The organism is Lachnoclostridium edouardi (assembly GCF_900240245.1).
Lineage (GTDB): Bacteria > Bacillota > Clostridia > Lachnospirales > Lachnospiraceae > Lachnoclostridium_A > Lachnoclostridium_A edouardi.
In genome coordinates this window covers 2,392,944-2,405,927 of the sequence record NZ_OESQ01000001.1, presented here as the reverse complement: position 1 = coordinate 2,405,927, position 12,984 = coordinate 2,392,944, and the positions used below count along the sequence as shown (strand labels likewise).

The following is a 12,984-nucleotide window of genomic DNA, read 5'->3' as shown; positions in this document are numbered from 1 at the left end:
CTGCGCTTTAACTGAAAGAAGGCTTCTCCTAACTGCTTATATTAAATTCATATTGAAAAAAATTTATTTCTTCCCATTCTCCTCTGCGGTTACATGCTTATGAGTGTACAGATGATCCTGACAATACTCGTAATTACCTGCACATTTAGAACAGTAACGGAACTCCAGATCATCCCCGTCTTTTTCTGTTCTGCCGCACACTGCGCACTTGTGATGGGTCTGTCCCTGAGGCTTCATCTTAACCTGAGACTGGAACTGATGTTTTCTCTTTATCTCCCTTGGGTTGACCTTGTTTAACTTGCCTGTCATTAAATAAAATACTGCAAAGTTTAAAAGGGATAAGGCGATGGCGCACCTGGCAGCTCCATTTCCCATAACAAGCCCGTAAATCGCGTCCACCCCATAAATTAAGGCCATCCACTTTGCCTTAATAGGCACTACAAAGAACAGCAAAAACTGCAGGTTGGGGAAGGTCATAGCAAAAGCAAAAAACAGGGACATGTTTAAATACTGAGTATCTAACAGCCATATCTGATGAAAACCTAAATAAATCACAATAGCCGCAATTACATGGCCTGCCATGCCCATAAAAAAGTAAACATTAAACTTAAACGCGCCCCACACCATTTCCAGGGTTCTGCCTAAAGAATAATACAGATAAATCATCAGGGCATTAGACAGCGGGTCATAGAAAGGCGGACGGATTATAAAGGTAACAATTCTCCATACCTGGCCTTTTAAAATTGCCTGGGCATTTAGTGATAAATACTGGTAATAAAAATCCGGCGCAAACCACTGAAACGCCATTCCCAGTATATAAAGGCCTACAATATAGTTCATCAGATTGGGAATGGCATATCTGCCATACTTGCGTTCCATTTTATTAAAAAAGCTCATTTCATCATCCTTTTCATTTATACAGCCATTATAATGTTTAAATGTTTCCTGCCGCTGTTAAAACAAATCTTTTTTAGAAAACAGCAGAGCCACCAAAAGAGATAAAGCTACTGCAAATACCAGCACAATAGTAAATCCCCAATAGCTTTGTGAAAACGGCATTCCCGCCGGGTTCACGTTCATTCCGTAAAAGCTGGATACCATTGTAGGAATAGACATTACAATAGTAATTGTAGCTAAAAACTTCATAACAATATTCAGATTGTTGGAAATAACAGAGGCAAAAGCGTCCATGGTTCCGCTGAGAATCCCACTGTAAATATTAGCCATCTCAATAGCCTGCTTATTTTCTATGATAACGTCCTCCAAAAGATCTGTGTCCTCCGGATACTTTTTAATCTTCTCATTTCGCAACAGCTTTTCTAAAACTACTTCGTTGGCCCGCAGAGACGTTGTAAAGTACACCAAGCTCTTTTCCAGCTCTAAAAGCTCAATCAGCTCCTGATTTCTTGTAGACTGGTGAAGTTTTTTCTCAATTACTCCGCTTTTCTTGTCAATAACTCTCAGGTACTGAAGATACTGAGAGGCGTTTTTGTAAAGAATCTGGAGAATAAATCTGGTTCTCATATTGGTGTGAAAATCTCTTACGCGGCCATCCATAAATGCACTAAGGACCGCCGTCTCCTCCAGGCATACAGTAATCATAGCCTGGTCTGTGGTAATAATGCCCATAGGGATAGTCTCGTACCAGTCTTTTCCGTTTCTTTCCTCAATCACCGGAATATCCACTAATATTAACGTATAATTATCTTCTGTCTCAATACGTGAACGCTCCTCCTCATCCAGAGGCGCTCTTAAATCATCAGGGTCAACGCGAAATCTTTCTGCAATTTCCAGAATCTCCGTAGCTGTTGGGTCTATCAGAGCAATCCAGCAGCCGTTTTCAATTTCGTCAGTCTGATGGATCACTCCTTCTTCTGTCTTAAAAATACGAATCATTTTATTATTCCCCTTTCTTGTTTCGGGGCAAAAGCAGCCTGCACCGCTGCTTTAAAAGGGAATTTAGTCCCGGCCAGACAGTGCAGGTATCTGCTTTCGCCAGTCTTCAGTTGTCTCCGTGTGATAACACGACCCACCTTCCATACCTGTCACAAATCCTTTCTTAATATTTGCCGGGACACAATAATTTTAAGCATAATCCGACTTCTATCATTATAATTACCGCCCACGTATTTGTCAATGTATTCCCACTTGATTCTTTCAGGCTTTCACGATATAATTAAAAAATCGTTAAAAAATAGTCGATGTGTATTTCATCAAAAAGGAGGTTATTTATGAGCATCTATTACTCACTGTTAACAGCGGTATTCGCCCTTCTCTTTGCCATGGCTATGTTTTCATTTGTAGCCAAATCTCCGGCCGGCAACGAACGCATGAGGGAAATCTCCGCTTCTATCCATGAAGGGGCCCAGGCCTTTCTATTTGCGGAATACCGGGTTTTGGTAGTTTTCGTGCTTGTGCTTTTTGTGGCTATAGGAATTGGACTTGGCAACTGGATCACCGCAGTATGCTTTTTGTGCGGAGCTGTTTTTTCTGTACTGGCAGGTTATTTTGGAATGGACGTGGCCACCAAAGCCAATGTGCGCACAGCTGAAGCTGCCGCTACTGGAGGTATGCCTTCCGCCCTTGCCATTGCCTTTCGCGGCGGCTCTGTTATGGGCATGTGCGTAGTAGGGCTGGGACTTTTAGGCTGCTCTCTTATATACTTTTTCACAGGCCAGGCAGACGCCATTATGGGCTTTTCCCTGGGGGCCTCTTCTATCGCCCTTTTTGCCAGAGTAGGCGGCGGTATTTATACAAAAGCTGCGGACGTGGGAGCCGACCTGGTAGGTAAGGTAGAAGCAGGCATTCCTGAAGATGACCCTAGAAACCCGGCTGTAATTGCAGACAACGTAGGCGACAATGTAGGCGACGTTGCCGGTATGGGCGCAGATTTATTTGAGTCTTATGTAGGAGCCCTGGTTTCCGCCGTTACCTTAGGCGTCCTGGCATTTCAGGAGACCGGCGCTTTATTTCCTTTAGTGCTGGGGGGCACAGGAATTTTAGCATCTATTATAGGATGTATGTTTGTCCGCGGCGGAGAAGGTTCTGATCCTGCCAAAGCGCTTAGAACCGGCTCTTATTTATCTTCTCTGATTGTGGCTGCAGCCTCCTGTTTTCTCAGCAAAACCTTTTTTGGTGATTTTAAGGCCGCTATTGCAGTAATCGCCGGCCTTGTAGTTGGTTTAATTATCGGCTTTGTCACAGAAATTTATACATCTGCCAGCTACAGACATGTAAAAGAAATAGCAGAATCCTGCCAGACAGGTTCCGCTACTAATATTATTACTGGTATTTCTGTAGGTATGATGTCTACAGCAGTGCCTATTCTCTGTATAGCTGTAGGTATATTCCTGTCCTATGCTGCATTTGATATTTACGGCATCGCCCTGGCGGCAGTGGGAATGCTTTCCACAACAGGTATTACTGTAGCCGTTGACGCTTACGGCCCTATTGCAGACAATGCAGGCGGCATTGCTGAAATGAGCCATCTGGACGCCTCTGTCCGCAAAATTACTGATCAATTAGACGCTGTAGGAAATACTACTGCAGCTATGGGAAAGGGATTTGCCATTGGCTCCGCCGCATTAACAGCCTTAGCTTTGTTTGTATCTTATTCACAGACAGTAGAGATTACAGACATTAATATTTTGGATGCCAGAGTAATTATTGGCTTATTTGTAGGCGGTATGCTTCCCTTTGTTTTCTCTTCCTGGACCATGGCCTCTGTTTCTAAAGCAGCTTACAGCATGATCGAAGAGGTGCGCCGTCAGTTCCACACTATTCCAGGGATTATGGAAGGCACAGGAAAGCCTGATTACAGAAAATGTGTAGATATTTCTACTAAAGCAGCCCTCAGAGAGATGGTGCGGCCAGGGGTTATAGCCGTTTTAGCTCCTCTGATTATGGGCTTTCTTCTGGGCGCCGAGGCTTTAGGCGGTTTATTAGCGGGAGCCCTGGTTACAGGCGTACTTTTAGCCATATTCCTTTCTAACTCCGGCGGAGCCTGGGATAATGCTAAGAAATATATTGAAGACGGCAACTACGGCGGCAAAGGTTCTGATGCCCATAAGGCGGGAGTAGTTGGAGATACTGTAGGAGATCCCTTTAAAGATACCTCCGGTCCTTCCATTAATATCCTGATAAAATTAATGACCATTATTTCCCTGGTCTTTGCCCCTCTTATCGCTTCTATCGGCGGAATTTTATAGATTTTTGTGACATACTTCTGAAAACCTAAAATAATTCGTTTTTTAACAGGACACTTATGCTAATATTCGGCAGGTGTCCTGTTATTTTTTCCCTGTTTTACAGGGTTTTTTCAACGATATTTTTTTATCAATCCTTCCCTTTTTTTACGTTTTTTTAACGCCGTTTTAATTGTTTTCTTTCCTATTTTATGTTACGCTTTCACCGAAGCGAAAAATACACCCTGGGACTTCTATTTTTAAGTTGTCCCGGCATATCTTTCTTAACACAAAGGAGGAAAGGATTAATCCGATTTGTTATGAATGAAATACATAATTCACTAGGTATTGATATTGGTTCTACCACTGTTAAAATAGCTATCCTGAATTCTGAGAAAAAGCTTTTATTTGCAGATTATGAGCGTCATTTCGCAAATATTCAGGGCACTCTTGCAACACTTTTAAAAAGGGCAAAGAATAAGCTGGGCAAGCTGTCATTATGTCCTGTAATTACCGGGTCCGGCGGTTTAACGCTTTCCAGTCATCTGGAAGTTCCTTTTGTGCAGGAGGTTGTGGCTGTTTCTACTGCTCTCCTGGAAGAAGCGCCTCAGACAGACGTGGCGATTGAGCTTGGCGGTGAGGATGCCAAAATCATTTATTTTACAGGCGGCATCGACCAGCGTATGAACGGAATCTGCGCAGGCGGCACCGGCTCTTTTATTGACCAGATGGCAAGTCTTTTACAGACTGACGCCACAGGACTGAACAAGTACGCAAAAAATTATCAGGCTATTTATCCAATTGCAGCCAGATGCGGCGTATTTGCCAAGTCTGATATACAGCCTTTAATCAACGAAGGCGCTACAAGAGAAGACTTATCTGCCTCTATTTTCCAGGCAGTTGTCAATCAGACCATCAGCGGTCTGGCCTGCGGCAAGCCTATTAGAGGCAACGTAGCCTTTTTGGGAGGACCTCTTCATTTCCTTTCTGAGCTGCGCCAGGCCTTTATCCGCACTCTTCATTTAACGCCGGAGCATATTATTGCTCCAGAGCATTCTCATCTGTTCGCCGCTATGGGAGCTGCCTTAAACAGCTCAGACAAAGCTGTAATTGACGCTGACCAGCTGATTGAGAAGCTGGAACACGGCATTCAGATGGACTTTGAAGTAAAAAGAATGGAACCTCTTTTTGCCGACAAGAAGGAGTATAACTCTTTTATCGGCAGACATATGAATCACCACGTAAAAACAGGGGACATTTCCACCTATGAGGGAAATTGTTATCTGGGCATTGACGCCGGCTCCACAACTACCAAGGTAGCTTTAGTGGGGGAGGACGGCTCTCTGTTATATCGTTTCTACAGCAGCAACAACGGCAATCCTTTAGCAACCGCTATCAGAGCTATGGAGGAAATTCATAATCAGCTGCCTAAAACTGCTCACATTGCCTACTCCTGCTCTACAGGATACGGGGAAGCGCTTTTAAAGGCAGCCTTTATGTTAGATGAGGGGGAAGTAGAAACTATTTCTCACTACTATGCGGCAGCGTTCTTTGAGCCTGAGGTGGACTGTATTCTGGATATCGGCGGCCAGGACATGAAATGTATCCGCATAAAGAACGGTACTGTAGACAGCGTGCAATTAAACGAGGCCTGTTCCTCCGGCTGCGGATCTTTCATTGAGACCTTTGCAAAATCTTTAAACTACAGTGTGGAAGACTTCGCAAAAGAGGCTTTATTTGCAAAGAACCCTACAGATTTAGGCACCCGCTGTACAGTTTTTATGAATTCAAATGTAAAGCAGGCCCAGAAGGAAGGGGCTACAGTGGCAGATATTTCTGCAGGACTGGCCTACTCTGTAATTAAAAATGCTTTATTTAAGGTTATTAAAATCACAAATGCTTCTGACCTGGGCAAACATGTTGTAGTTCAGGGCGGCACCTTTTACAATGACGCTGTTTTAAGAAGCTTTGAGAAAATTGCCGGCTGTGAAGCCGTACGTCCTGACATTGCAGGCATCATGGGAGCATTTGGAGCCGCTCTTATAGCCAGGGAGCGTTTTAGCAGCGCAGAGTCTACTTCTATGCTGCCTATGGAGAAAATTTTAAATCTCCAGTACACTACCTCCATGTCCCGCTGCAAGGGCTGCACAAACCATTGTGTGCTGACTATTAACCAGTTTGGAGGCGGCCGCCACTATATCAGCGGCAACCGCTGCGAGCGCGGTCTGGGTAAAGAAAAGCTGACTCAGGATGTGCCAAACTTGTTTTCCTACAAATATCACCGCATGTTCAGCTACGAGCCTCTTACTGCCGATTTGGCTTACAGAGGCACCATCGGTATTCCAAGAGTTCTGAACATGTATGAAAATTATCCGTTTTGGGCTGTATTTTTCAAAGAATTAGGTTTCCGCACCATTCTTTCTCCACAGTCCACTAAACAGCTGTATGAGCTGGGAATCGAATCTATCCCCAGTGAATCAGAATGTTATCCGGCTAAGCTGGTCCACGGCCATATTTCCTGGTTAATTTCCCAGGGCATACAGACTATTTTCTATCCCTGCGTGCCTTATGAAAGGAATGAAACACCGGAGGCGGGAAATCACTACAACTGTCCTATGGTAACCTCTTATGCTGAAAATATAAAGAATAATATGGAGGAGCTGAAGGAAAAGAATATTAGATTCCTGAATCCCTTCATGGCTTTTACAAACGAGGAAATTTTAACCCGCCAGCTTTGTACAGAGTTTGAGAAGGAATATCAGATTCCTCAAAGCCAAATTAAACAGGCCGCTCATCTGGCATGGCAGGAATTAGAGCAGTCCAGACTGGATATGCAGAAAAAAGGCGAAGAGGTAATGAAATACCTGGACGACAATCATAAGCAGGGCATTGTACTGGCCGGACGTCCTTATCACATTGACCCGGAAATCAATCATGGTATTCCGGAGCTGATTACTTCCTACGGCTTTGCCGTGCTTACAGAGGACTCTATTTCCCACTTAGGAGCCCCGGAAAGACCTTTAATTGTCACAGACCAGTGGATGTACCACAGCCGTCTTTACAGGGCTGCCGACGTGGTAAAACACCATGATAATCTGAATATGATTCAGCTTAACTCCTTTGGCTGTGGTCTGGACGCTGTAACTACAGATCAGGTCAACGATATCCTTACTGCATCCGGAAAGATTTACACTATTTTAAAAATCGACGAGGTAAATAACTTAGGCGCTGCCAGAATCAGAATTCGCTCTCTGATTTCTTCTCTCAGAGTAAGGGAGCAGAAGCATTTTTCCAGAAAGGTAGTTTCCAGCTGCTACAACCGGGTGGAATTTACAAAGGACATGAGAAAGGATTACACCCTTCTCTGCCCTCAAATGTCGCCTATTCATTTTGAACTGATTGAGCCTGCCATCCGCGCTTTTGGCTACAATTTAGTGGTGCTTCAGAATGACGACCGCTCTGCCATTGATATGGGCTTGAAATACGTAAATAACGACGCCTGCTATCCTTCCCTGATTGTAATTGGTCAGGTAATGGAAGCCCTTTTATCAGGCAAGTATGATTTAAACCGCACTGCAGTGCTGATGAGCCAGACTGGAGGAGGCTGCAGAGCTTCTAACTATATCGGCTTTATCCGCCGGGCTTTAGAAAAGGCTAATATTCCTCAGGTTCCTGTAATTTCCGTTAACGCTAACGGCATGGAAACAAACTCTGGCTTTACCTTTACTCCTATGATGTTGACAAAGGCCCTTCAGGCAGTTGTTTACGGAGATATTTTTATGAGAGTTCTCTACGCTACCAGACCTTATGAAGCTGTTCCAGGCTCCGCAGACGCTCTCCATAAAAAATGGAAGGTTCGCTGCCAGAAAGCTCTTTCTAAAAAAGCTCCTGCTATGATGGAGTTTTCCAGAAATATTAAGGGAATTATCAGGGAGTTTGATGAGCTGCCCAGAAAGAATATTCAGAAACCTAAGGTTGGAGTTGTAGGAGAAATCCTTGTGAAGTTTTCTCCTTTGGCAAATAACCACATTGTAGAGCTGTTAGAATCAGAGGGTGCAGAGGCCGTTATGCCTGACCTTTTAGACTTCCTTCTGTACTGCTTCTACAACAGTAACTTTAAGGCTGACAATTTAGGCGGAAAACGTTCTACTGCCCGCCTGTGCAACATGGCTATCGCTCTATTAGAGTATTTCAGAAAGACCTCCAGAAAAGAGCTGGCGGCCAGCCGTCATTTTACTGCTCCTGCCAACATTGACCAGCTGGCAGAAATGGCTAAAAACTTTGTATCTCTTGGCAACCAAACCGGCGAGGGATGGTTCCTGACAGGAGAAATGATGGAGCTGATTCACAGCGGAGTACATAATATTGTGTGCACACAGCCTTTCGGCTGCCTGCCGAACCACATTGTAGGAAAGGGCGTAATTAAAGAAATCCGTCACTATTATCCGGAAGCCAATATTATTGCAGTGGATTATGACCCAGGCGCAAGTGAGGTAAACCAGTTAAATCGTATTAAACTTATGCTTTCAACAGCTTATAAAAATGTAATGAAACAAGCATAATATAAATCCAGCATATCCACCAGAGTGTTCTTTGCAAAAAAGCATGGAGCTCTGGTGGATATTTTTCTTTAAACTAATCCTTCAAAATATTCTTTTGCCAATTCTGTAAAATACTTTTCTGCTTTTGTAAAAATCGTTCCCTTTCTATATGCAATGCTCTGCTTCCACTGCTCCCTGGGATTAAGGGAAAAACAGGCCGCCTTGCTTTTATCTTTAATGGCGGATTCCATCAGTATAGACGGTCCTACCTCCTGACAAACCATTTCATATGCCATGGAGCTTAAACTGGTTTCTAAAATAATCTTTGGAAAAAAGCCTGCTTTCATAAAATGATAGTCGGCAATGGTCCTGATTCTGGTGGCCTTTGACATAAGCACAAAGGAATCATTTTTCAGCAGTTCTAAATCTAAGGTATGATAAGGGAGGTTTTCCGGCGCCGCCATTTTAGCGAAAGGATGGGATACAGGAAGGGCCAAAAGAATTTCGCAGGGGGAAAATACTATGTGCTCCAACTGAGACTGAATAGAGCTTTGGCCCATAAACGCAAAATCAATTTCCCCGGCAAGGCAGCTTTCCTCCAGTTCATTTACATTGCCTTCTAAAAGGTGAACTGTATAATTAGGGTACTTTTTGTGGAACCTGGGAAATACACGGTGAAACATATCCGCCCCCATAACCCTGGTGATTCCAATATTCAGACATCCAGTTTCACAATTGTTCATTTCATCAATGGCTTTATATGCCTGTCTTTTAATTTCCAGTATTTCTTTTGCCGCTTGAATGTAAACCGCTCCGGCTTCAGTGGGAATCATTCTCTTCTGCACCCGCTTAAACAAAGGAAACCCCAGCTCCTTCTCCAGGGAAACCAGGTAGTGATTTAAGGCAGGCCTGGATATATAAAGCTGCTCGGCAGCCCTAGATATGTTTTGAGCGTCTGCGATTACTGCAATATAAGAAAGTTGTTTCAGGTTCATAGCTCCTCCTAAGTGTAATATAAAATGCACAGTTTTTGGTTATTTTAAAAACTTTTCAAACAGTATTGCCTTTATTATAATGTGATTAACACAAAGGCACAACGTTTCATTTTGTTTTTAGGAGGAATCATCTATGATAGATTTGCTGATAAAAAACGGGCGCATTTTCGACCCGGGACAAGGCCTGGATTTTACAGGAGATGTGGCTGTACATAAAGGAAAAATTCTGGCCTTAGGCGAAAATCTGCCTTATGCCGGCGAAAGGACTATTTGCGCAAAGGGATTTTTCGTGGTCCCAGGGCTTATAGATGTTCATACTCATGTCAACTGGAAAGGAAACTACATTGGGATGCCTGCAGATTTAGGCTGCATACCAAACGGAGTGACTGCCACAATTGACGCCGGAAGTTCAGGAGTATCTAATTATCAGGCTTTGCTTCAGTACTTAAATACCTGTGAGGTAAAATCCAAAATTATGCTTCATATAAGCGCCGGGGGGCAGATTATGTCTAAGCAATTTCCGGAGAATATTAATCCTAGAGTGTGGAATATAGACTTATTTGAAAGAGCTTTTGAGCAGTACGGCCATAAAATTGCAGGAATCAAATTAAGGATCAGCCAAAATGTAGTAGGCCCTATGAAGCTCTATCCTCTTAAAGAGGCTTTAAAGCTGGCAGAGCATTTTCACACCAAAGTCTTTGTTCACCCTACAAACCCGCCTGTTCCCATGGAGACGGCAGCTTCTCTTCTGCGGGGCCAAGATGTAATGTGCCATATGTATCACGGCGAAGGCCATACTATTCTGGAAAACGGAAAAATCTCCTCTGGCATATGGGAAGCCAGAAAGCGGGGAGTGATTTTTGATGTTTCCCCGGGCAAAGGCAATTTTTCTATACGCCTGGCCCAGGAAGCGATCAGACAGGGATTTCTTCCTGATACCATAAGCACAGACTTAAATATTGAAAACTGGAATGATCCCTGGGATTTTAGTCTGCTTATGACTATGTCCAAGCTGATGGCTTTAGGAATGACCTTTCAGGACGTAATTCTCTCCACTACTGTAAACGCAGCCAGGCTTTACGGGGATGAGGAAATGGGCACGTTAAAACCTGGAACTGGAGCAGATATTACTATTTTAGACCTGGCCAGCCAATCTATAGCTTTTGAGGATAAATATAAAAATAAGATTTTAGGAAAACAAGCCCTTAGGCCTATGGCCACTATTATAAATGGAAAATTGCTGTACTGTTCCAGCGATACTTTAGCAGAACGGTGAAAAATAAAATACCAGAAAAGGAGAAATTGAATTATGAGAAAAACCTATTTATGGCTTTTGGCCGGCCTTTTGATTATAGGCGCAGCCGGCTGCGGCAGGCAAAACCTTGAATCTAAGGCAGTCCAAGAGACGGCAGTCAAAGAAACTACAGATGCAGGAGAATCTGAAGAAACACAAAGCACAAATGAATGGAAGCCTGAAAGTCCTATTTCTGTGGTGCTGCCTGCCTCCCCGGGAGGTACTGTAGATTTATCGGCTAGAGTGTGGGCCCAGTATGTAAAGGAGGTCTGCGGCTGGGATGCAGTAGTTGTAAACTCTGCCGGCGCCTCCGGCTCTGTGGCGGCCAACACGGTCCTAAGCTCAGAGCCAAATGGACTGACTGTACTTTACGGTCACAATCTGGTGAACGTGGCCAATGTGGCCGGGGTGACAGATTATAATTATGAGGCCTTTACACTTGGCCCTAACTTTTCTGAAGAGCCGGCCCAGCAGCTGTATACAAACTCCGCAGTTTACCCTGATTTAGAATCATTTATAGCAGCGGCAAAGGAAAATCCGGGAAAGCTTCAGGCCTGTACTGAAGTGGGCGCTTATACTTATTACGAACTGCTGGCCTTTGAACAGGCTGCAGATATTGATTTAGATTTTATTGACGTAGGCTCCACCTCAGAAAAAATGACTGCTCTTTTAAGCAGTCAAGTAGTTTTAAGCCCTTCCTCCTACGGGGTGGCCAAAGATTATATAGAGGCGGGCCAATTTACCTGTATCGGCTTTCCCGGCCCGGAGCAGACAGAGGTCCTGCCTGGAATTAAAACCTTTAAGGAACAGGGCATTGATATAGAATTTGCGCCTCAGGATTTTTCCTTTTATTTTCCTAAAGGCACGCCGGATGAAATTGTAACAGCCTATGAAAACGCTACAAAAAAAATGTTGGAAAATGAAGCCTGTCAGGAGGCCTTAAAGAATTTGGGGCAAGTGCCTAAGTTTATGACCGCACAGGAAGCCAAGGAGAACGAGGCAAAGCTGTACGCCCAGTTTAAAGAGCTTCAGGACTCCCTGGAGCAGTAAAAGAAAGGCGTTCTTACCTATATTTTTTGCTCATGGAAAATCCTCTTCCTCGCACCTCGCTAACCCTGCCGACTACCATAAAGCTTTCCGGATCAATTTTATGAATAATCTTCTCTACTCTGGGCAGCTCTCTGTTGGAAATCACACTGAGAAGCACATGGGTATCCTGCCTTAGATACCCACTTTCCCCAGATAAAATTGTAACTCCCCTGTCCAGCTGATGAAGAATCGCTTCCCTGATTTCCTCTGATTTATGGCTGATAATCTTCACCTCTGTTTTAGTGGCTCCCATTAACATCAGCTTATCTAATACAATGGTATAAACCATAACAAGAAGCACTCCGTAAAGCACCTTTTCCGGAGGATTATAAAAGCTTTGAGCCAGCAGAATGCAGAAATCAAAAATGTAGAGGCTGACGGAAACAGGAATTTTAAAGTACTTATTAAGCACCAGAGGAGGAATATCCATTCCTCCTGTGGATGCTCCCGCACGTATTACAATCCCTAAAGCCAGCCCGATTCCAAGGCCTGAAAACAAGGTACACAGCAAAATGTCTTCTGTAATTACCAGTTCTCCTAAAATTCTGTCAAAGAACTCCAGAGCCAAAGGGTAGGTGAAGGTGCTGACTATCGTAGTAAGGGCAAACTGCTTCCCCAAAAGGACAAAGCCGGCTGCCAGCATTAAAATGTTAAAGGCCAGCACAAACATAGAAATAGGGACTCCCCCAATATGGTTAATAGCCAGAGCAATCCCTGTAGTTCCTCCGGTTACAAGGCCTGCCGGCAGCAAAAACAGCTTCACAGCCAAAGCATATAATACATTTCCAAAAATAACAAGCAGCAAGGTTCCTGCTGCTTGTAAAAGTGCAGAGCGTTGGTTCATAATAAATTCTCCTCAATATAAATGTCACTTTCTCATA

At 43.8% G+C, this 12,984-nt stretch carries 8 protein-coding genes; 4 read left to right on the top strand and 4 right to left on the bottom strand.

The genetic code is table 11. From position 1 onward, the window contains the following. Positions 1-63: 63 nt before the first annotated feature. Complete coding sequence (locus C1A07_RS11410; protein ID WP_101877207.1) at positions 64-897, bottom strand: rhomboid family intramembrane serine protease; 834 nt, start codon at positions 895-897, stop codon at positions 64-66. Between the two features lie 57 nt (positions 898-954). After that, positions 955-1,896 (bottom strand): magnesium transporter CorA family protein, encoded by a 942-nt coding sequence (locus C1A07_RS11405; RefSeq protein WP_101877206.1) that lies wholly within the window; start codon positions 1,894-1,896, stop codon positions 955-957. 335 nt (positions 1,897-2,231) lie between these two features. On the opposite strand from C1A07_RS11405, the gene C1A07_RS11400 reads away from it, so the two are divergent. Together C1A07_RS11400 and C1A07_RS11395 are read left to right on the top strand one after the other, a co-directional pair. Beyond that, positions 2,232-4,208, top strand: coding sequence for a sodium-translocating pyrophosphatase (locus C1A07_RS11400; RefSeq protein WP_101877205.1), 1,977 nt, complete (start codon positions 2,232-2,234; stop codon positions 4,206-4,208). Positions 4,209-4,504: 296 nt separating this feature from the next. Further along, the gene (locus C1A07_RS11395) at positions 4,505-8,746 is read left to right on the top strand and encodes a 2-hydroxyacyl-CoA dehydratase (protein ID WP_101877204.1); all 4,242 of its coding nucleotides are present in this window, start codon (positions 4,505-4,507) and stop codon (positions 8,744-8,746) included. Between the two features lie 68 nt (positions 8,747-8,814). Here C1A07_RS11395 and C1A07_RS11390 read toward each other — a convergent pair whose 3' ends face one another. Next, positions 8,815-9,720 (bottom strand): LysR family transcriptional regulator, encoded by a 906-nt coding sequence (locus tag C1A07_RS11390; protein ID WP_101877203.1) that lies wholly within the window; start codon positions 9,718-9,720, stop codon positions 8,815-8,817. A gap of 133 nt (positions 9,721-9,853) precedes the next feature. Between C1A07_RS11390 and C1A07_RS11385 the strand changes: the two genes are divergently transcribed. Together C1A07_RS11385 and C1A07_RS11380 are read left to right on the top strand one after the other, a co-directional pair. Beyond that, entirely contained in the window at positions 9,854-10,996 is a 1,143-nt protein-coding gene (locus tag C1A07_RS11385) for an amidohydrolase family protein (protein ID WP_101877202.1), read from the top strand. Positions 10,997-11,029: 33 nt separating this feature from the next. Further along, positions 11,030-12,064 (top strand): tripartite tricarboxylate transporter substrate binding protein, encoded by a 1,035-nt coding sequence (locus tag C1A07_RS11380; RefSeq protein ID WP_101877201.1) that lies wholly within the window; start codon positions 11,030-11,032, stop codon positions 12,062-12,064. Positions 12,065-12,077: 13 nt separating this feature from the next. Here C1A07_RS11380 and C1A07_RS11375 read toward each other — a convergent pair whose 3' ends face one another. Beyond that, positions 12,078-12,947 (bottom strand): YitT family protein, encoded by an 870-nt coding sequence (locus tag C1A07_RS11375; RefSeq protein ID WP_101877200.1) that lies wholly within the window; start codon positions 12,945-12,947, stop codon positions 12,078-12,080. Positions 12,948-12,984 lie beyond the last annotated feature (37 nt).